Origin of the sequence: Pantoea sp. EEL5 (assembly GCF_049892805.1) — a bacterium.
GTDB classification, from domain to species: Bacteria; Pseudomonadota; Gammaproteobacteria; order Enterobacterales; family Enterobacteriaceae; genus Pantoea; species Pantoea ananatis.
The window spans coordinates 179,849-200,023 of sequence record NZ_JBNDNJ010000006.1; the positions used below are offsets into that span (position 1 = coordinate 179,849).

19 protein-coding genes, 4 tRNA genes and 2 other RNA genes are annotated in these 20,175 nt (G+C 54.4%); 18 read left to right on the forward strand and 7 right to left on the reverse strand.

Annotated features, from left to right (window positions below; all coding sequences use genetic code 11):
* Positions 1–32: 32 nt before the first annotated feature.
* The 7 genes from wecG (at position 33) to ACPXSQ_RS19585 (ending at position 1,754) form a co-directional block, all read left to right on the forward strand.
* Positions 33–773, forward strand: a complete 741-nt coding sequence (gene wecG / locus ACPXSQ_RS19555; RefSeq protein ID WP_078829277.1) for a lipopolysaccharide N-acetylmannosaminouronosyltransferase — start codon at positions 33–35, stop codon at positions 771–773.
* 158 nt (positions 774–931) lie between these two features.
* Positions 932–1,008 (forward strand) — tRNA-Arg (locus ACPXSQ_RS19560).
* A 95-nt stretch (positions 1,009–1,103) separates the two neighbouring features.
* Positions 1,104–1,179 (forward strand) — tRNA-His (locus ACPXSQ_RS19565).
* A gap of 16 nt (positions 1,180–1,195) precedes the next feature.
* Positions 1,196–1,282: transfer RNA gene (locus ACPXSQ_RS19570), tRNA-Leu, on the forward strand.
* A 21-nt stretch (positions 1,283–1,303) separates the two neighbouring features.
* Positions 1,304–1,380, forward strand: a tRNA-Pro gene (locus ACPXSQ_RS19575).
* 32 nt (positions 1,381–1,412) lie between these two features.
* Positions 1,413–1,542: non-coding RNA, RtT sRNA (locus ACPXSQ_RS19580), on the forward strand.
* A 32-nt stretch (positions 1,543–1,574) separates the two neighbouring features.
* Positions 1,575–1,754, forward strand: a non-coding RNA gene (locus ACPXSQ_RS19585) — RtT sRNA.
* 686 nt (positions 1,755–2,440) lie between these two features.
* On the opposite strand, the gene hemY is transcribed toward ACPXSQ_RS19585, so the two are convergent.
* From hemY to hemC, 4 genes are read right to left on the reverse strand one after another with little or no spacing between them, the layout of a single operon-like run.
* A complete protein-coding gene (gene hemY, locus ACPXSQ_RS19590; RefSeq protein ID WP_022623767.1) occupies positions 2,441–3,637 on the reverse strand; it encodes a protoheme IX biogenesis protein HemY in 1,197 nt (398 codons plus the stop codon).
* Between the two features lie 2 nt (positions 3,638–3,639).
* The gene (hemX, locus tag ACPXSQ_RS19595) at positions 3,640–4,773 is read right to left on the reverse strand and encodes a uroporphyrinogen-III C-methyltransferase (RefSeq protein WP_014595008.1); all 1,134 of its coding nucleotides are present in this window, start codon (positions 4,771–4,773) and stop codon (positions 3,640–3,642) included.
* A 24-nt stretch (positions 4,774–4,797) separates the two neighbouring features.
* The gene (gene hemD, locus ACPXSQ_RS19600) at positions 4,798–5,526 is read right to left on the reverse strand and encodes a uroporphyrinogen-III synthase (RefSeq protein WP_015701294.1); all 729 of its coding nucleotides are present in this window, start codon (positions 5,524–5,526) and stop codon (positions 4,798–4,800) included.
* Positions 5,523–6,464 carry a hydroxymethylbilane synthase gene (gene hemC, locus ACPXSQ_RS19605; protein ID WP_029569333.1) on the reverse strand — a complete coding sequence of 314 codons (942 nt, stop codon included), beginning with the start codon at positions 6,462–6,464 and terminating at the stop codon, positions 5,523–5,525. The genes hemD and hemC overlap by 4 nt, the downstream gene beginning before the upstream one ends.
* A gap of 313 nt (positions 6,465–6,777) precedes the next feature.
* Here hemC and ACPXSQ_RS19610 point away from each other — a divergent pair, with 313 nt between their 5' ends.
* From ACPXSQ_RS19610 to ACPXSQ_RS19655, 10 genes are all read left to right on the forward strand, one after another.
* The gene (locus ACPXSQ_RS19610; protein WP_426144246.1) at positions 6,778–9,336 is read left to right on the forward strand and encodes a class I adenylate cyclase; all 2,559 of its coding nucleotides are present in this window, start codon (positions 6,778–6,780) and stop codon (positions 9,334–9,336) included.
* 136 nt (positions 9,337–9,472) lie between these two features.
* Complete coding sequence (gene lptM / locus ACPXSQ_RS19615; RefSeq protein WP_013024069.1) at positions 9,473–9,688, forward strand: LPS translocon maturation chaperone LptM; 216 nt, start codon at positions 9,473–9,475, stop codon at positions 9,686–9,688.
* Positions 9,689–9,717: 29 nt separating this feature from the next.
* On the forward strand, positions 9,718–10,542 hold the full coding sequence (gene dapF / locus ACPXSQ_RS19620) for a diaminopimelate epimerase (protein WP_015701292.1): 825 nt from the start codon (positions 9,718–9,720) through the stop codon (positions 10,540–10,542).
* Positions 10,539–11,243 carry a DUF484 domain-containing protein gene (locus ACPXSQ_RS19625; protein ID WP_013024071.1) on the forward strand — a complete coding sequence of 235 codons (705 nt, stop codon included), beginning with the start codon at positions 10,539–10,541 and terminating at the stop codon, positions 11,241–11,243. Before dapF ends, ACPXSQ_RS19625 begins: the two co-directional genes overlap by 4 nt.
* Positions 11,240–12,145: a tyrosine recombinase XerC gene (gene xerC / locus ACPXSQ_RS19630; protein ID WP_013024072.1), complete on the forward strand. Its 906-nt coding sequence runs from the start codon at positions 11,240–11,242 to the stop codon at positions 12,143–12,145. Before ACPXSQ_RS19625 ends, xerC begins: the two co-directional genes overlap by 4 nt.
* Entirely contained in the window at positions 12,142–12,858 is a 717-nt protein-coding gene (gene yigB, locus ACPXSQ_RS19635; RefSeq protein ID WP_014595013.1) for a 5-amino-6-(5-phospho-D-ribitylamino)uracil phosphatase YigB, read from the forward strand. The genes xerC and yigB overlap by 4 nt, the downstream gene beginning before the upstream one ends.
* Positions 12,859–12,912: 54 nt before the next feature.
* A complete protein-coding gene (gene uvrD / locus ACPXSQ_RS19640) occupies positions 12,913–15,075 on the forward strand; it encodes a DNA helicase II (RefSeq protein ID WP_014606986.1) in 2,163 nt (720 codons plus the stop codon).
* A gap of 67 nt (positions 15,076–15,142) precedes the next feature.
* On the forward strand, positions 15,143–15,199 hold the full coding sequence (gene ysgD / locus ACPXSQ_RS19645; protein WP_349887138.1) for a YsgD/CorL family protein: 57 nt from the start codon (positions 15,143–15,145) through the stop codon (positions 15,197–15,199).
* Between the two features lie 167 nt (positions 15,200–15,366).
* Positions 15,367–16,320, forward strand: a complete 954-nt coding sequence (gene corA, locus ACPXSQ_RS19650) for a magnesium/cobalt transporter CorA (RefSeq protein ID WP_014606985.1) — start codon at positions 15,367–15,369, stop codon at positions 16,318–16,320.
* Between the two features lie 97 nt (positions 16,321–16,417).
* Positions 16,418–17,470 (forward strand): AbrB family transcriptional regulator, encoded by a 1,053-nt coding sequence (locus ACPXSQ_RS19655; protein WP_024471029.1) that lies wholly within the window; start codon positions 16,418–16,420, stop codon positions 17,468–17,470.
* On the opposite strand, the gene rarD is transcribed toward ACPXSQ_RS19655, so the two are convergent.
* The gene (rarD, locus tag ACPXSQ_RS19660; RefSeq protein ID WP_014595016.1) at positions 17,441–18,340 is read right to left on the reverse strand and encodes an EamA family transporter RarD; all 900 of its coding nucleotides are present in this window, start codon (positions 18,338–18,340) and stop codon (positions 17,441–17,443) included. The two genes, ACPXSQ_RS19655 and rarD, sit on opposite strands and share 30 nt — an antisense overlap.
* A gap of 120 nt (positions 18,341–18,460) precedes the next feature.
* On the reverse strand, positions 18,461–18,838 hold the full coding sequence (locus ACPXSQ_RS19665; RefSeq protein WP_013024078.1) for a winged helix-turn-helix transcriptional regulator: 378 nt from the start codon (positions 18,836–18,838) through the stop codon (positions 18,461–18,463).
* Between the two features lie 234 nt (positions 18,839–19,072).
* Here ACPXSQ_RS19665 and ACPXSQ_RS19670 point away from each other — a divergent pair, with 234 nt between their 5' ends.
* A complete protein-coding gene (locus ACPXSQ_RS19670; RefSeq protein WP_029570847.1) occupies positions 19,073–19,546 on the forward strand; it encodes a nuclear transport factor 2 family protein in 474 nt (157 codons plus the stop codon).
* 57 nt (positions 19,547–19,603) lie between these two features.
* Here ACPXSQ_RS19670 and ACPXSQ_RS19675 read toward each other — a convergent pair whose 3' ends face one another.
* Entirely contained in the window at positions 19,604–20,074 is a 471-nt protein-coding gene (locus ACPXSQ_RS19675) for a thioesterase family protein (RefSeq protein WP_014595018.1), read from the reverse strand.
* Between the last annotated feature and the right edge of the window lie 101 nt (positions 20,075–20,175).

A 20,175-nucleotide genomic window follows, 5' to 3' on the forward strand; every position in this document is an offset into this window, starting at 1 on the left:
CCTCTGGGATCTAAGGGAAGAATTAAAAAGAGATGAGTACAGTTTCCGAAACGCCACGCTATGTGATTCGCGGCATCACGCTGTACGGCTTTGACAGCATGGCTTCATTTGTGGATTTCCTGATGCCGCATTCCGCTGTCCGGAGCGGCACGCTGGTGGCCATCAATGCGGAAAAAGTGCTGAATGCCGAACAGGATGCAGCGCTGCGTGCTCAAATTCAGCAGGCTGAATTCAAATATCCGGATGGCATCAGCATTGTACGCTCTGTTCGCAAGAAATATCCGCAGGCCTCAGTACAGCGGATTGCAGGGGCCGATCTGTGGGAAGCCTTAATGGAACGTGCCGGACGTAACGGAACGCCGGTGTTTTTGATCGGCGGTCGGCAGGCAGTGTTGGACGAAACCTGCGATAAACTGCGTCGTCAGTGGAACGTGAATATTGTGGGTGCACAGGATGGCTATTTTGTCCCGGCGGAACGCGATGCACTGTTTGCCAGGGTTGCGGCCAGCGGAGCCAGGCTGGTAACGGTAGCGATGGGCTCTCCGCGTCAGGAACTTTTAATGGCCGAGTGTCAGAAGCACTGGCCTGATGCGTTGTATATGGGCGTAGGCGGTACCTATGACGTGTTTACCGGTCATGTAAAGCGCGCGCCTGTAATCTGGCAGAAGCTTGGACTGGAATGGTTTTATCGCTTAATCAAACAGCCCAGTCGCCTACGCAGGCAGTTGAAGCTGGTGAAATATTTGCGTTATCACTGGCGTGGCGATCTGTAAGATCGCTGATTAACGCCAGGTTTTTCGCACGAGTAACGGCATAAATGCGTTAATTGTCGACGAAATGCACAAAGCGTAATCAAACGCGCTATTTTCTTTAAAAAGCACTAGACAGCGTGGGCGCTTATCTCTAGTATGCACATCCGCAACGGCGCTACGCGCCCGTAGCTCAGCTGGATAGAGCGCTGCCCTCCGGAGGCAGAGGTCTCAGGTTCGAATCCTGTCGGGCGCGCCATTTAGTTTGTGCGTAAGAGCTTCGGTGGTTTGAGTACCGCGTTAGTAACAAAGATTTAAATGCTGTGGGTTTGACTTGCAACATTCAGTACAGTGGTGGCTATAGCTCAGTTGGTAGAGCCCTGGATTGTGATTCCAGTTGTCGTGGGTTCGAGTCCCATTAGCCACCCCAGATTTTGCTGGGATACGCGAAGGTGGCGGAATTGGTAGACGCGCTAGCTTCAGGTGTTAGTGTCTTAACGGACGTGAGGGTTCAAGTCCCTCTCTTCGCACCAGGCAAAACAAAATAAAAAAATCGGCGAGTAGCGCAGCTTGGTAGCGCAACTGGTTTGGGACCAGTGGGTCGGAGGTTCGAATCCTCTCTCGCCGACCATTTTTAGAAACCTGTCTGCAAAGACAGGTTTTTTTTCGCCTGAATAAAAGAGGGTGAGAACCTCCGAAGGCGGTTTGCGCCGAGCGCAGCGAGACAACGTTGCGAACGCAACGGCCCGAAGGGCGCGTCCCGCAGGGGCGCGTAATCCTCTCTCGCCGACCATTTTTAGAAACCTGTCTGCAAAGACAGATTTTTTTCCGCCTGAATAAAAGAGGATGAGAACCTCCGAAGGCGATTCGCGCCGGGCGTCAGCGAGACAACGTTGCGAACGCAACGGCCCGAAGGGCGCGTCCNCGTTCAGCGAGACAACGTTGCGAACGCAACGGCCCGAAGGGCGCGTCCCGCAGGGGCGCGTAATCCTCTCTCGCCGACCATTTTTAGAAACCTGTCTGCAAAGACAGATTTTTTTCGCCTGAATGAAAGAGGATGAGCACCGCCGAAGGCGGTTCGCGCCGGGCGTCAGCGAGACAACGTTGCGCAGGCAGTGTCGTCTTTCAGGGGCGAAAATCCGCTCAGACGGGCACGTCATTTCTCCCGGAAGTGAGTCAGAGCGGAGTCATAGTAATGGCTGTCGCAAAAATGAGACGCTTAAGTTACTGTTTTAACAAGGATTGACAAGTCTTTACCTTGTTTGTCGCCTGTATGCGACATCCATTGTCTGGTTTGTCGTAATAACACGACGCTCATCGCAAAGAGAAAGAACCCCAAAAAAAGTATTAAGATATAAGTGACTGATTTATAAAAATAATTAAAATAATAATAACAACTGGCATGGATTATGCAATAATTAACGCGTAGATGCTCATTCCACCTCTTATGTTTGCTTCGGCTACATAAACCTGGGAATGACGCAGAGCCAATTTTGGGTACCTGTTGTCTGCCTGCCTGTATCGCGAAAGTCTTACAGGGTTATCAGACACCACGTTGAGTCGGGTACCTCTCGGTTGTCTAACCGACCTGATCTTACACCTGCTTTTAGCAGGTGTTTTTTTTTGCCTGAAAGCGCAGACACAAAAAAACCGGGCGAGCCCGGTTTTTTACTTAACGCGATGCTGTGCTATCAGGCATCAGGGTTATTTTTCAGCGTCAGCAACAGGCCTTCACGACGCATTTTTGCCGCCTCTTCCGGACGGCGAAGGCGATCGTAAACGTCGGCCAGCCACGCGTAGTCAAAGGCGTCAGGGCGCTGAGCCAGTGCCTGCTGAAGTGCTTCCGCTGCCTGCTGCCATTCACCGTGGCGCATTAACAACTGCCCCAGGGTACTGTGCAACAGGGGCGTCGCGCCATGCTGTTTGATTTGCTGACGTAAGGCTTTTTCCAGTGCCTCTGGGTTGCCGCTCTTAATACGTGGCATCAGCAGCACCAGACGATCATCGTAATGACGTTTAAGCCCATCCAGCAAGATGTCCTGCGCGGTATCGTGGTCGTCACACTCAATCAAATGGTCAATCATCGCTACCTGCAATGATGTCTCATGGCGAGTTTTACGGCTCAGATTGCCCCACCAGCGCTTCAGTCCCTCGCTGCCCTGATCGGCCATCGCCTGGTTCATCAGGCCCAGCCAGGCCTGTTGCTGCAGCAGGGTGCGTTGCTCTTCTGTCCCGACCTCGGATTTTTCCATGGCGGGAAGAATATCCAGCAGTGCGCTCCAGGCGCTGGTGCGGACATATGCCTGCTCAGCCAGACGAAGTACTTCCGGATGACGAGGCGCGACTTCGAGCAGGCGATCGATGCTGTGGCGCGCTGCATGATCTTCACGACGCGCCAATTGAATGCGGGTACGGGTAATTTCGACCGGAATCACATCATTGCCAGCCAGCTCAGCCGCCCGTTCTAGGTGCTGGTTGGCCCGCATTTCATCGCCACGCTGTTGTGCGGCTTCTGCAGCTAGCAGGTAGTTAGCGACAGGCACATCAGCATGCTCTGCGTCTTTAGACAGCAGTTTCTCTACCTGTCTGAAATCCCCTTCCGCCAGTTTCATCAGGGCATTTTGCGTATGGCGCTGGGCACGACGACGCTTACGGCCAGTGAACCAGCCGCGGGTACGCGCGCCGGTGCGAAATAAACGGCGCAGTATCCATTCCACAGCCAGGATCACAAGCAGGCTAATAATCAGGATGATGGCCAGGCCCGTCACGCTGGTTTCAACGTTCCAGTTGTCGGTCTGAATCAGCACGTAGCCCTGATGACCCGCAATCATCGGCCCCAATACAATGCCGGCAATCAGCAGAACAAAGAGGATAAATACCTTAAGCATGATTAGCCTCCCTGCTGATTAGCGGCGGCAGAAGGCTGTGCCATCAGATTACGAACGCGGGTTTGCATCAGCTTTTCAAGCAGCGGCTGGCTCTCCAGGCTGTCGGGCAGATCCATATTGATGTTCTGCTGGCTTAATTCATCCAGCTGGGCCAGAAACGCTTTGGTTGAGGCATCATTGGTGTCATACCACGCGCGTACCCATGTTGAGACGGTTTCAAGCGACTGCTTGTAAATCTCTTCCTGGTGACGTGGTACGGCCTGAGCAGCGATGAGCAGGCGCGAGCGGATGTTCTCACGCAGATAAACATCCTGATTCGGTGCCAGCAGCGGCTGTGCGGTATTATCGCGACGGCGGATGGTAATAAAGTCATCCATAAAGTTATGCCAGCTCTTCACCAGATTCTGACGCCATTCACGAATGGAACTGGAAAGTTCACCGCTGTCGCTGTCCATAGGCGCATCATCGCTGTCGTTATCTGCCAGCCGCAGATTATCCACACCGTTTGATAACTGATTAAGTTTCAAAATGATGCCGTCATAATCCACCTGGGAGATGGCGGAGAGCGTACTGATATCCTGAGTTAACGCACGACGCACGTTCATGACGCTGGGATCGTTCATGTCTGCCAGGCTGGCATCTGCACTTTTCAGCAGCGCTGCAGCGGTGGTCACGTCCTGATCGCTCCACAATTTACGTCCGGCCAGCTTCACCAGGTAGTCAGCCTGGGCCACTAACCAACTGCGCACGTCATTACCTGAAATTGAAGCCATTTTTTCACGCAGCGTTTCCAGCTCTTTGGCCGATGCCGCCTGCTGTGACTGAGCGGTCTCTAATGCTTTTTCTGTCGCGCTCAACTGTTGGGCCAGCTGCTGTTTGTCGCTGTTTGCCTGTTTCTGCAGCGTGGACAGCTGATCACTCAGTTCCTGGTTGGTTTGTGCCTGCAGTTCGGCCTGGTGTTTATCGTTCAGGTATAACCCTGCGCCAATCGCCAGTGCGATGACAATCGCGACTGCTCCCAGCACCATGCCACCATTATTGCGATTGCGCGGTGATTTTTCCTGGGTAGAAGAGGGGCGATCAACCGCTGGTGTGGTTTCGTCAACCACGGCGGAGGTGTCTTTTTGTTCCGTCATATCTGGCACATCCCATTGTTAAGTTCAACATAACGCGCGCAACAGCGCATCGTTATCGGCACCATCGGCTACCTGAATAGTCTGCCAACCAAGATCGGCGGCCAGGGAAGCCAAACGTTCGCTGACGACGACTAGTCGACAGCGGAGCAGCCATTCCTCACGATCGACCTCGGGGAACAGCGAATACAGCTGATGCAGCATCTCACCGCTGGTCACGACCAGCGTGTGAATATTACGATCGCGCCAGCGACGGCCTTCGATGGCGCCGTCATAGTGTTTTTGGCAACGTTGATAGCACTCTGCATAGGTGACCTGCGCGCCACGTGCCGCCAGCGTTTCTGACAGCAGCTCTCGGCCCTGATTCCCTCGAAGGATAAGCGCATGCTTACCCGCTATTTGCTGCAATGTCGCCAGTTTTATCAACTCTTCGCTGGTTTCATGCGCGTGAGGGTAGGTCACCTGCAGGCCGCTGATCGTATGAAAAGCCAAAGCGGTGCTGCGACCAATTGCATAATAGTCTACGTCAGCGGGCCATGCTTTGATGGCGTGCTGTGCAAAGTGAATAACCTGCTGCGAAAGGAGGAAAACGAGATCGCCGCGTTTCAACGTGGCAAGGGTGGCCGGTAACTGCAGGAGATCGTTACCCGGCGCGAATTCTATCAGCGGCAGGCTCCACGCCTGTTTACCCTGGGCGTGCAGGCGCGAGACCAGCTCCGCCGCTGCGGGTTCCGGGCGCGTCACCAGAATCGTCATACGGGAGGTTGCCCCTGATAAACGTCGCGCAGAATTTCACGTGCGCCACCGTTGAGCAACTCGTCTGCCAGCGAAATGCCCATTTGCTCTGCCTGATCGCGAGGCCCACGGCGTTCACCGCTCACCATGACGCTCCCATCGGGTGCACCCACCAGACCGCGAAGCCAAAGTTCGTCGCCTTCAAGTACGGCAAAGCTGCCAATCGGAACCTGGCAGCCGCCTTCAAGTCGGGTATTCATGGCGCGTTCCGCTTTCACACAGACCGCCGTATCATCGTGATTCAATGCCTGTAACAGCGCAATTAACGTGCTGTCGTCTAACCGACATTCGATGCCAACTGCGCCCTGACCCACGGCGGGTAAGGAAATATCCGCAGGTAGCGGTTGGCGAATACGATCGGCCAGGCCAAGTCGATTCAACCCGGCGGCGGCAAGAATAATGGCGTCATATTCGCCAGCATCAAGCTTACTTAATCGTGTGCCCACGTTCCCGCGCAGCGAGCGAATCACCAGATCGGGACGTCGCGCGCTAATCTGGCACTGACGCCGCAGGCTTGACGTTCCAATGACAGCGCCCTGTGGAAGTTCATCAATTGACGCGTAGTGATTGGAGACAAACGCATCGCGCGGATCGTCCCGCTGGCAAATGGTGACCAGGCCCAGGCCTTCCGGAAATGCCACGGGCACGTCTTTCATCGAATGTACGGCCAGATCGGCACGGTTTTCTAACATTGCCTGCTCGAGCTCTTTAACGAACAGCCCTTTCCCCCCCACTTTCGCGAGCGGTGTATCAAGAATGATATCGCCCTTTGTCACCATAGGTACCAGCTCCACGCGCAGGCCAGGATGGGCACTGATCAATCGTTGCTGTACATATTGTGCTTGCCACAGGGCAAGTGGGCTTTGTCGTGTAGCAATTCTGAAAATTTTGTTTAACATGCCGTTAACCATTTAGATCGTTCATCGAATATCCTATCATCGTTGAGGGAATGCTGTCAGTTTCAACGGATTGAAAAGAACCGCCTGCGGATTAAACCTGATATATCAGACAGTAATCTCAGGCCAGGCGCAGAGTGAGCGAAAAGTAGACGAAACCGTGCTAAAATGCAGGTAGCGTAACTTTCTTTACGGTCAATCCAGCGAGTGATAGATTGATCACGTTTCCAGCAATTATCTGCCCGACATCTCTCTTATTAAGCGGCAGAGACTGGAAACAGGGTGCTTAAACTCCAGGACAACCAGGCGAAACGTCTTGTACCTCTATATTGAGACACTAAAACAGAGACTGGATGCAATTAACCAGCTGCGCGTTGATCGCGCACTCGCTGCCATGGGGCCCGCTTTTCAGCGAGTCTACAGTCTGCTTCCGATCTTACTACATTATCAACATCCGCTGATGCCGGGTTACCTCGAAGGTAGCGTTCCCCACGGCATCAACGTTTTCACGCCTGATGAAAACCAACTGCAGCTGCTTGCAGAGTTAACGGGTAAACAGGAACTCTCCCTGGTCGAAGCCCCTAAAGGTGAACTGCCTATCACCGGCATCTACTCAATGGGGAGCACCTCTTCCGTTGGGCAAAACAGCGTGTCCGATTTGGATATCTGGGTTTGCCATCAATCCTGGCTGGATAATGAAGAGCGCCGGAATCTGCAGCGTAAATGTGCGCTGCTGCAAAAATGGTGTGCCTCGCAGGCCATCGAAGTCAGCTTTTTCCTCATTGATGAAAACCGCTTCCGCCACAACGAAAGCGGCAATCTTGGTGGTGAAGACTGCGGTTCTACCCAACATATTTTGCTGCTGGATGAGTTCTACCGCACGGCGGTAAGAATGGCCGGTAAACGTATTCTGTGGAATATGGTGCCAGGCGAAGAAGAGCATCACTATGATGACTACGTGATGTCGCTGTATGCGAAAGGCGTGCTCACGCCAAACGAGTGGCTGGATTTGGGCGGCCTCAGCACGTTATCAGCAGAAGAGTATTTCGGTGCCAGCCTGTGGCAGCTGTATAAAAGTATCGATTCGCCCTATAAAGCGGTGTTGAAAACGCTGCTGCTGGAAGCTTATAGCTGGGAATACCCGGATACCAAACTGCTGGCGATGGATATCAAGCAGCGTCTGCACGACGGAGAAATCGTCTGCTTTGGCCTTGATCCTTACTGTATGATGCTGGAACGCGTTACACGCTATCTCACCAGTATTGACGATCAGCCCCGCCTTGATTTGGTTCGCCGCTGCTTCTATTTAAAAGTTTGCGAAAAACTCAGCAGTGACGATCACCCACAGCGTAGCGGCTGGCGCCGTGAGATCCTGTCGCAGCTGGTTAAAGCCTGGGGCTGGGACGACGAAAAGATTGCTATTCTGGACAACCGTGCCGAATGGAAAATCGAGCGTGTGCGCGAAGCGCACAATGAGTTGCTGGATGCGATGATGCAAAGCTATCGCAACCTTATCCGCTTTGCCCGCCGCAACAATTTAAGCGTCAGCGCCAGCCCGCAGGATATCGGCGTGCTGACCCGTAAATTGTACGCCGCCTTTGAGGCCTTGCCGGGCAAGGTGACGCTGGTTAATCCGCAGATTTCTCCCGATCTGTCCGAATCCAACCTGACCTTCATTCACGTGCCGCCGGGCCGTGCCAACCGGCCAGGCTGGTATCTTTATAACCAGTCGCCGGACATGAGCTCAATCATCAGCCATCAGCCGCTGGAATATAACCGCTATCTTAACAAGCTGGTCGCCTGGGCCTGGTTCAACGGACTGCTGACCAGCAAAACGCGGTTGCACATTAAGGGCAATGAGCTATGCGATCTGGCGCGCCTGCAGGAACTGGTCGACGATGTCTCCAGCCATTTCCCGCTGCGTCTGCCTGCGCCCACGCCCAAGGCGCTCTACAGCCCGTGTGAAATCCGCCATCTGGCCATCATTGTTAACCTTGAGCACGATCCCACCTCGGCGTTTCGTAACCAGGTGGTGCATTTCGATTTCCGCAAACTCGATGTGTTCAGCTTTGGTCAGCAGCAGCAGTGTTTAATCGGCAGTATCGACCTGCTGTACCGTAACTCGTGGAATGAGGTGCGTACGCTGCACTTCAGTGGCGAACAGGCGATGATAGAAGGCCTGAAAACCATCCTGGGTAAAATGCATCAGGACGCTTCCCCGCCTGATACCGTTGAGGTGTTCTGCTACAGCCAGCATTTACGTGGATTGATTCGTACCCGCGTACAGCAGCTGGTGTCAGAGTGCATCGAACTGCGCCTTTCCAGTACGCGTCAGGAGCCAGGGCGGTTCAAAGCACTGCGCATGGCGGGCCAGACCTGGGGGTTGTTCTTTGAACGCATGGGCGTATCGGTTCAGAAGCTGGAAAACGCCGTTGAGTTTTATGGCGCCATTTCCAACAACAAGCTTCACGGCCTGTCGATTAAAGTCGAGTCTAATCAGACGCCACTGCCGCCTGTGGTTAACGGCTATGCCAGCGAAGGGATCATTCAGTTCTTTTTTGAAGATACTACCGACGATCGCGGTTTCAACATTTATATTCTGGATGAAAGTAACCGCGTCGAGGTCTATCACCATTGTGAAGGCAGCAAGGAAGAGCTGGTGCGGGACGTCAGCCGTTTTTACTCCTCGTCGCACGACCGTTTTACCTATGGCTCAAGTTTTATCAATTTTAACCTGCCGCAGTTCTATCAAATCGTGAACACAGGTGAACGTTATCAGGTCATTCCATTCAGAAATCAGGTCCTCACCGATCTCTGTGCCTCACAGCCTGATAACGACAATAACGATTATCAGCCACGCTATCAGGTACATTGAGTTCGGTAAGCCCGCAATGATGCTATCTTGAGGGCTTGCCACAACGCTCACGTGATTAGCTGGCATTTCCTGTTGCTTTTCCAACTTCAACTGCGATGATAAGCATCCAGGTCACAGGACATGAAGAGCATAAAGAATGAAGAAAGCGATAAGCCTGTTAGCAATGACAATGGCATTAACAAGCCTTGCAGGCTGTGGATTAAAAGGACCGCTCTACTTCCCGCCGCAGGACACGCCAAAACAAGCTGCGCCAACGTCAGCACCCACGCAAAAACAGAAAGCCGACGCGTCTAAAGCGGATGTAGGTGGTCTGGTGACGGGTGGTTCAAGCTCAAGCTCACAAATGAAATAACACTTATGGCGCATCCGGCGGAGCAAAAAATGCAGTTCTCCAAAATGCACGGTCTCGGCAATGATTTCATGGTTGTGGATGCCGTAACGCAAAATGTCTTTTTTTCGCCGGAATTGATCCGCCGGCTGTCCGATCGCCATCTCGGGATTGGCTTCGATCAGCTGCTGGTCGTTGAGCCGCCTTACGATCCCGATCTCGACTTTCACTACCGCATTTTTAATGCAGACGGGAGTGAAGTCGCGCAGTGTGGGAATGGCGCCCGCTGCTTCGCCCGTTTTGTTCAGTTAAAAGGGCTGACGAATAAAAGCGATATTCGCGTGAGCACCCAGGCTGGTCGCATGGTTCTGAGCGTTACACCAGACGATCTGGTACGTGTGAATATGGGCGAGCCGAATTTCGAACCCCAGCAGGTGCCTTTCCGCGCCAATAAAGCTGAAAACCTTTACCTGTTACGCGTGGCAGAACAAACGGTGATGTTTGGTGCCGTCTCGATGGGCAACCCTCACTGCGTAATCCAGGTGGAAAGCACGAAAACGGCCCAGGTTGAGCTTCTGGGACCGGTCCTGGAAAGCCATGAGCGTTTTCCGGAACGCGTCAACGTGGGCTTTATGGAAATTATCAGCCCTGAACACATCCGGCTGCGTGTTTATGAACGCGGTGCAGGGGAAACTCAGGCGTGCGGTAGCGGTGCCTGTGCGGCGGTTGCCTGCGGTATCCAGCAGGGTATTTTAAGTCAGAAAGTACGCGTTGATTTGCCAGGCGGCACGTTACATATCGCCTGGAAAGGCGTCGGACAGCCGCTCTACATGACCGGTCCGGCCACACATGTCTACGATGGGTTTATTCACTTATGAAAAATATCGAAGAGCAGGTGGAAAATACTGTCCTGCTGGACGATCAGGCCGTCAGTGATTATCTGCGTCAGAATCCTGATTTCTTTATGCGCAACGCCCGTCAGGTGGAACAGATGGCGGTGCCGCACCCGGTTCGCGGTAGCGTATCGCTGGTGGAATGGCACATGGCGCGCCAGCGCAACCACATCCAGCGTCTGGAAGAAGAAATTACGCTGCTGATGGAGCAGGCGACCGCAAATCAACAGTTATTCTCACGTCTGCTTTCACTGCAAAGTCACCTGGCCGCCGCCAGCTCACTCCAGGATATGCTCAATCGCCTGCATCGCTGGGCGCGCGATCTCGGACTGGCGGGAGCCAATATCCGCTTGTTTAACGACAAGTGGCGACTGGGTGCGCCGTCTGACTTTGTGCAGCTTGGCCTGGCCCGTCAGGCTTTCGAACCGTTACGCATTCAGCGCTTCGGTAATGAGCAGCACTATCTGGGGAATATCAATGGCCCGGAGCTGCTGCTGCTGCTGCCTCAGGCAAAGGCCATTGGTTCAGTCGCCATGTCCCTGATGGGTGACGAGGGCGAGCTTGGCATCATTATCTTCAGTAGCCGTGACAGCCTGCACTATCAGTCGGGCATGGGCACCTTACTGCTTCAGCACCTTTCGCAGATGATACCTGCGCTGCTGGAACGCTGGGTGGAGCGCGCATGAGCAGCGTGTTGCAGGAGACCGTTGACGGCTTTCTGCGCCACCTGAAGGTTGAACGCCAGCTCAGCCCGCTTACCCTGAGCAGCTACGCGCGTCAGCTTGCCGCACTGGTGACAATTGCCGATGAGATGAAAATCAGCGCGTGGTCACAGCTCGATCCCGCCATGGTGCGTAGCATGGCCGCCCGCAGCCGTCGTGCAGGCCTGGCTGCAAGTAGTCTGGCATTACGTCTTTCCGCATTACGCAGTTTCCTTGACTGGCAGGTGAGCCGCGACATGCTGGCGGCTAATCCGGCGAAAGGGATCGCCACGCCGCGCAACGGTCGTCATCTACCGAAAAATATCGATGTTGATGACGTTAACCAGTTGCTGGAGATTGATCTCACCGATCCGCTGGCGATCCGCGATCGTACGATGCTGGAAGTGATGTACGGCGGAGGGTTACGTCTTTCCGAGCTGGTCAATATGGACTGCCGCCATGTCGATCTTGAGGCGGGAGAGGTTTGGGTTTTAGGTAAAGGCAGCAAGGAGCGGCGCGTGCCGATCGGTCGCACCGCCGTCAGCTGGATCCAGCAGTGGTTGCCGCTACGCACCGCGTTTAACCCTGGGGATGATGCGCTGTTTCTCTCCAGCCGTGGCTCTCGTATCTCTGCGCGCAACGTCCAGAAACGCTTTGCCGAGTGGGGAATTAAGCAGGGTCTTTCCAGTCATATACATCCCCATAAGCTGCGCCACTCTTTTGCCACCCATTTGTTGGAGTCGAGTGGCGATCTGCGCGCGGTGCAGGAATTACTGGGCCATGCGAATCTGTCGACCACCCAAATTTACACCCATCTTGATTTCCAGCATCTGGCATCGGTGTATGATGCTGCGCATCCCCGCGCCAAACGAGGAAAGAGTGAATGAAGTTTTATCGCCCTCTGCGTGACATCAAAGCGATCACTTTCGATCTAGACGACACGCTCTACGACAACTATCCGGTGATCCGTAAAACCACGGAAGCCTCTCATGCTGCGCTGCAGGCTTTCCACCCGGCGCTGCGAGCCATAACGCCGGAAGATGTAGCCGCCTCGCGCAGTCAGTTACGTGCAAGCGAACCTGAGATCTACCATGATGTCTCTGAGTGGCGTCGGCGTTCAGTAGAACATGTCATGTGCCAGGCCGGTTTAACGCCATCCGAAGCCGCGGCGGGCGCGACGCAGGTTATGGATGTGTTCCATCAGTGGCGCAGCCAGGTCGATATGCCTGCTGAAACCCATGACACGCTGAACGCCCTGGCGAAGAAAGTGCCGCTGGTGGCGATCACCAATGGCAACGCGCAGCCTGAAAAACTCGGGCTGGCACACTACTTCCAGTTTTCACTCCGGGCGGGGCCAGACGGGCGCGCTAAGCCGTGGCTGGATATGTATCAGCTGGCTGCGCAACGTCTTAATATCGCCCCGGAACACATTCTGCACGTTGGCGACGATCTCACCACCGATGTGGCAGGCGCGATTCGTTTTGGCATGCAGGCCTGCTGGATTAACCTTCGTGAGGGTAATCTCATGCAGATCGAGGATGCCCGTCTGCTGCCACACGTTGAAATTTCCCAGTTGGCATCACTCACCTCGCTGTTATAATGGCTGTAAATTTATCCAGTCTTATGCTTCGCATTTTCTGACTTATTGGTGCTTATGGACGTTTCTGAACTGCTCGACGGTTTGAATGACAAACAGCGCGAGGCCGTTGCGGCGCCGCGCAGTAACCTGCTGGTGCTGGCGGGCGCGGGCAGCGGAAAAACACGCGTTCTGGTGCACCGCATCGCCTGGCTGCTGTCGGTAGAAAACTGCTCGCCGTACTCCATTATGGCCGTGACCTTTACCAACAAGGCAGCCGCAGAGATGCGCCACCGTATTGAGCAGCTCATTGGTACCAGCCAGGGGGGAATGTGGATAGGCACTTTCCACGGTCTGGCACACCGCCTGCTGCGCGCGCATCATCTTGACGCAGGTCTGCCGCAGGATTTCCAGATCCTCGACAGTGAAGACCAGCTGCGCCTGCTCAAGCGCCTGATTAAGGCGATGAACCTGGATGAGAAGCAGTGGCCAGCGCGCCAGGGCATGTGGTACATCAACGGCAAGAAAGATGAAGGTTTGCGGCCGAAGCATATTGAAAGCTACGGCAATCCGGTCGAACAAACCTGGCTGCGGATATATCAGGCCTACCAGGAAGCCTGCGATCGCGCCGGGCTGGTCGACTTTGCTGAACTGTTGCTGCGTGCTCACGAGCTGTGGTTAAACAAACCCCATATCCTGAATCATTACCGTGAGCGCTTCAGTAACATTCTGGTGGATGAGTTTCAGGATACCAACAATATTCAGTACGCCTGGATTCGCATGCTGGCGGGCGACAGCGGCAAAGTGATTATCGTGGGTGACGACGATCAGTCAATTTACGGCTGGCGCGGTGCGCAGGTCGAAAACATTCAGCGCTTTTTAAAGGATTTTCCCGGCGCGGATACCATTCGCCTGGAGCAAAACTACCGCTCGACCAACAACATTTTGAAGTCAGCGAATGCCCTGATCGCCAATAACAACGGCCGACTGGGGAAAGAACTGTGGACTGACGGCAGCGATGGTGAGCCCATTTCGGTTTACTGCGCCTTTAACGAGCTGGATGAATCCCGCTTTGTGGTCAACCGTATCAAGGCCTGGATGGAAAACGGCAATGCGCTGGCGGATTGCGCCATCCTGTATCGCAGCAATGCCCAATCGCGTGTGCTGGAAGAAGCCCTGCTACAGGCCAGCATGCCGTACCGTATCTATGGCGGTATGCGCTTTTTCGAACGTCAGGAAATCAAGGACGCGCTGGCTTATCTGCGACTGATGGCCAACCGCAACGACGACGCCGCCTTTGAGCGCGTGGTGAATACGCCAACGCGTGGTGTGGGCGACCGCACGCTGGATGTGGTGCGTCAGACGGCTCGGGAAAAGCAGATGACCTTATGGCAGGCAACGCGCGAGCTGCTTCAGTCGCGCGCCCTGGCCGGTCGTGCGGCCTCTGCGCTGCAACGCTTCTGTGAGTTAGTGGATTCGCTGGCAAGCGAAACCGTGGATATGCCGCTGCACGTGCAGACCGACAGAGTCATCAAGGATTCTGGCCTGTGGATCATGTACGAGCAGGAAAAGGGTGAAAAGGGCCAGGCCCGTATCGAAAACCTGGAAGAACTGGTGACGGCAACGCGCCAGTTCAGCTACCAGGATGAAGACGAAGATTTGATGCCGCTGCAGGCATTCCTTTCTCATGCGGCTCTCGAAGCCGGGGAAGGCCAGGCGGACAAATGGCAGGATGCGGTGCAGCTGATGACGTTGCACTCCGCGAAAGGCCTGGAGTTTAGCCAGGTGTTTATTGTCGGGATGGAAGAGGGCATGTTCCCGAGCCAGATGGCGCTGGATGAAGGCGGGCGACTGGAAGAAGAGCGTCGCCTGGCTTACGTCGGCGTCACGCGTGCCATGATGAAGCTGACGCTGACCTATGCGGAAACCCGTCGTCTTTACGGTAAAGAAGTCTACCATCGACCTTCACGTTTTATTGGCGAACTGCCTGAAGCCTGTATTGAAGAAGTCCGTTTACGCGCCAGTGTGACGCGACCGGTCAGTCATCAGCGCATGGGCACACCGATCAGCAAAAACGACACGGGATTCGCCCTGGGGCAACGCGTTCGCCACGCCAAATTTGGTGAAGGCACTATTGTGAATCTCGAAGGCAGCGGAGAACACAGCCGCTTGCAGGTGGCGTTTCAGGGCCAGGGGATCAAGTGGCTGGTGGCCGCCTACGCTAAACTGGAAACCGTCTAGGCGCTGGTTGACGACTTTTTCGTCTCAGCGTAACATGCGCGCACTATTATCATGAGAGGACAATGCCTTGGACACGCCCAGTCGATGCTGGCTCATTAACCTGGTTTTCAGGAATAACATCTAAGGCTATCTCATTACGCTGGTAGCCTTAGCGGTTATCAGCGACCTCCCTTTTTAATCCGTCGCACGAGTCAGCACTGATTTATCCTTTATCCGTGTTCAGGTTCGCGGGTCTGCATTCAGACCGGCCGACAGCGTTGTCCCATAAAGTCTGCAATGGGGAGTCTTGCTATGCTGAGCGCATTTAAACTTGATAACAGTCGCCTGACGCGTCTGGAACTGGAAGATGAAAGCGATAAACTGACCACGTCAGTGTGGGTTGACCTGGTCGAGCCTGAAGAAGGCGAGCGCGACCGCGTGCAATCTGAACTGGGCCAGAGCCTGGCAACGCGCCCTGAACTGGAAGATATCGAAGCCTCGGCGCGTTTCTTCGAAGATGAAGACGGCCTGCACATTCACTCCTTCTTCTTTTTTGAAGATGCCGAAGATCACGCCGGTAACTCCACCGTTGCGTTTACCATCCGCGAAGGGCGTTTATATACGCTGCGCGAGCGCGAGCTTCCCGCTTTTCGTCTCTATCGAATGCGTGCCCGTAACCAGACATTGATCGATGGCAATGCCTATGAGCTGCTGCTTGATCTGTTCGAGACGAAAATCGAACAACTGGCAGATGAAATTGAGAACATTTACAGCGCACTGGAAAAGCTCAGCCGCGTCATCATGGAAGGCCAGCAGGGTGAGGAATACGACCAGGCACTCTCGCGTTTAGCCGAGCTGGAAGATATCGGCTGGAAGGTGCGCTTGTGTCTGATGGATACGCAGCGTGCGCTTAATTTTCTGGTCCGAAAAGCCCGTTTGCCGGGTAATCAGCTGGAGCAGGCGCGCGAGATCCTGCGCGATATCGAATCCCTGCTGCCCCACAATGAGTCGCTGTTTCAAAAGGTCAACTTCCTGATGCAGGCGGCGATGGGCTTTATCAACATAGAGCAGAACCGCATCATCAAGATCTTCTCGGTGGTATCCGTGGTTTTCCTGCCACCGACGCTGGTGGCATCCAGCTACGGCATGAACTTTGAGTTTATGCCTGAACTGAAGTGGAGCTTTGGCTATCCTGGCGCCATTTGCCTGATGATGCTTGCAGGCCTGGCACCTTATCTCTATTTCAAGCGTAAAAACTGGCTTTAATCATCAGCACGGGCTGTTAATACGGCCCATTTTGCTGGCCTGCCGCCTTAATTCTGCTACTCTAGCCGCTCAATTTTCATAATTGATTAATCATTCTATGGACGCTCTTTCGTTGCGCTGGCAATGGCTGCTGCTGTTAGTGTCATCTGTATTACTTGGCGCAATCTTCCAGTATTTTCACGTGCCGGCCGCCCTGTTGCTGGGACCCATGATCGTTGGCGTGGTCATGGGCCTGTCCGGTGCCACACTGCGTATTAACAAGCGGTTATTTCTGCTGTCGCAGGCGGTGCTGGGCTGCATGATTGCGCAAAGCCTGTCACCTTCTATCCTGACGCCGCTGCTGCAGGACTGGCCAGTCGTGTTAGCGGTCCTGCTGCTGACGCTGGCCGCCAGCGGGCTGTCGGGTTTTCTGCTGGTGCGTTTCAGCCAGCTTCCGGGCCCGACGGGCGCATGGGGATCTTCCCCTGGTGGTGCCTCTGCGATGGTCGCGATGGCGGGCGAATTTGGCGCGGACGTCCGGCTGGTTGCGTTCATGCAGTATCTGCGGGTGCTGTTTGTGGCGGGCGCGGCGGCCATGGTGGCGCGGATCGGGCTGGGCGATGGCGGTCATGCCGGCTCGCTGGTGTGGTTTCCGGCGCTTAACAGCGGTTTCCTGGTGACAATGTGCCTGGTGGTTTGCAGCGCATGGCTTGGCCCATGGCTGCGTATCCCATCTGGCGCGTTACTGATACCTGCGCTGATTGGTGCAACCCTGCATTCAACCGGTACGGCGGTGCTTCAGATGCCAGAATGGCTGCTTGCCCTGGCGTACGCCATGATTGGCTGGAGCGTGGGGTTACGTTTCACCCGGCCGATCTTCAGGCTGGCGTTAAGCACGCTGCCGCAGATGCTGCTGTCCATTTTTGGCCTGATGCTGCTGTGCGGTGGGCTGGCATGGATGTTAACCCGCGTGTTGCATATTGACCTGATGACGGCGTATCTCGCCACCAGCCCAGGCGGGCTGGACACGGTGGCGATTATCGCTGCCGGAAGCCGGGTAGATATGGCTTTTGTGATGGCGATGCAGACCCTGCGATTATTCACCATCTTACTGACCGGGCCGGCAATGGCGCGCTTTCTTTCACGCTTTGCGCATTCGGCTCCGCGCTGAAAACGCCACGGCATCCAGAATAAAGACCAGCAGAGCCAGCCAGATAAAACCAAAGGTTACCATTTTATCTGGCGTAACGGTTTCACCATAAAACAGCACCGCCAGCAAGAACATCAGCGTAGGGCCCAGATACTGAAAGAAGCCCACCGTTGACAGGCGCAGTCGGGTACAAGCCGCGGCGAAGAACATCAGCGGAATCGTGGTAACAATGCCTGCGGCGATCAGTAACAGGTTCAGGCTCATGGGGTTCGCGCTAAGGTGGCTGGTGCTGCTGTCAGCAAAGCCAAACAGATAGAGCGCGGCCAGCGGAAACAGCCACAGCGTCTCTATCAGCATGCCGCTCTGGGCATCGACCTGAATTTTCTTCCTCATCAGGCCATAAAACGCGAAGCTGAACGCCAGCCCTAAGGCAATCACCGGCACTGAGCCAAATTTCCACAGTTGCAGAAGCACGCCGCCAGCCGCCAGGGCGACCGCCAGCCACTGCAGGCGACGGAAACGTTCACGCAGGAAAATCATGCCAAACACAACGTTAATCAACGGGTTGATAAAATAGCCCAGGCTGGCTTCAAGCATATGCTGATTGTTCACCGCCCAGATAAACAGCAACCAGTTTCCCCCTACCGTTACCGCCGTAAGGGCCAGTAGCAGCACTTTTTTTGGCTGGCGCAGCACGCTTCTGACCTGTCCCCAACTGCGACTCAGGGTAATCAGTAACAACATGAACAGTGCTGACCAGATCACCCTGTGGGTCATGATTTCAGTCGCCGGTACGGCCTTCACTAATTTGAAGTAGGCGGGCGCAATGCCCCAAATAAAGTAAGCGCCAAGCGCAAAGCCGATGCCCTGACGGGTTTGCTGGGTATCCATAATTCATCCTGAAAATTTGTACTGTACCGGAGGTCACTGAAATACAGCGGCGTGACAGAGGGCCGCAATGGTAACGCAGTCCTCGTTATCTCTGTAGCCCGATCTGGCGATAATGCTGGGTCAGTCTTTCTCCTGCTCCAGCGCGCGCTGGCGAGAAAGGCAGATGGCCTGATGATTGTTATCTGCCCATGCAATTAATTGCTGCATGGGTTCGAGAAATGAACGGCCTAAATCCGTCAGGCTGTACTCAACGCGCGGCGGCACTTCCGGATAAAGTGTGCGCAGGATATAGCCATCCATTTCCAGCCGTTTCAGACTGCGTGACAGCACCTGACGGGCAACATCGCCAATATGACGGTGAAGTTCATTGAAACGTAAGGTCTGTTCGGCCAGCGCTTCGAGAATCAATAAACTCCATTTGTCGCCTATCCGGTCAAGCACATCCCGGATGGGGCAAGGTTGTTGATACGTAAAGGTTGCGGGTGAAGATTTGGGCATCGGGTCGGTTCCTGTGCATCGCTAAGCGTCACTTTCAGGTGATTAAGTCACTCTGGTGTGACTTCTTGTTATCCATTTTGCGCGAATGTAACATCCGTCACGACGTCAGTCTATTTTTGTGACCAGGTGTCTGAGCGAAACCCTGTATCGCATTCGACAGACGTCAGGCAATCCCTGTGTACTCAAAATCTGGTGCCTCGCGACCAGCGCTATGACGAACGATCAAGGAGAATAATGATGGTAGCTTTTCTGAAAACCCTGTTACTGGCGGCAGGTATCCTGACCGCGGGTGCAGTTTACGCGGCACAACCTGGCGAAGGCCGCGATATCAAGGTGGAAGAGGCCAATCGTGCACTGGTGATCCATTTCTATGATCAATTTTTTAATCACCACAAGGTCGCTGAAGCGGCCGGGGTTATCGCGGATAATTACCGTCAGCACAATCCCGGCGTGCCAAACGGCAAGGCACCGCTTGTTAACTTTTTTACCGACTATTTCAGGAAAAACCCGCAGTCAAAAGCACGCATCGTCCGAAGTGCGACCGATGGCGATTTGGTCTGGCTGCATGTTCACTCCACCAACGGTGAACACGATCGTGGCCAGGCCGTTACGGATATTTTTCGCGTGAAAAACGGCAAAATTGTCGAGCACTGGGATGTGATTCAGGCTGTACCGGCGACGTCGGCGAACACCAACACTATGTTTTGATTCAGGCAGGATAACGCGTGGCAGTACCCAAACGCTGCCACGCGTTCAGTTCTGTGATCAACCTGTCAGATAGGTGGCTGTGGCGGTCGCGATGTAAACGCCCTGATCATTGTGTAACTCCACCCGCGCCACAGAGACTTTATTGCCGGCACGCAGTAAACGACTGGTGGCGATAAAACGCTCGCCGCGACCGGGACGCAGATAGTCTACCCGCATATCAATCGTTCCCATGCGAGACAGTCGCTGGCGGAGCATTTCCTCACTGATTGTTTCCTCACGCGTCAAGGCATGACTGACGCACACCATGCCTGCCGCCACGTCCAGTACGGCGGCGGTGACCCCACCGTGGAGAATCTGTTGAGCGGCATTGCCGACCAGCATGGTTTTGTTCACAAAACTGATTTCAGCGTAGTCGGCGTCAAGGTGATCCAGTTCCAGACCAAGTGCCTGGTTAAACGGCATATGATAAATAAAAATTTCACCGACCAGGCGGCGAGCGTCCTGCTGAGTCAATAGCACGGATGACATGGTGTTTAGTCCTGAACAGCTGACAAATGAACTGTAGATGTTAATGAGTTGTTTATTCTATGCTTCGCTCGACAGGGTTTCCAGTTTAGGAAATCAGCGCT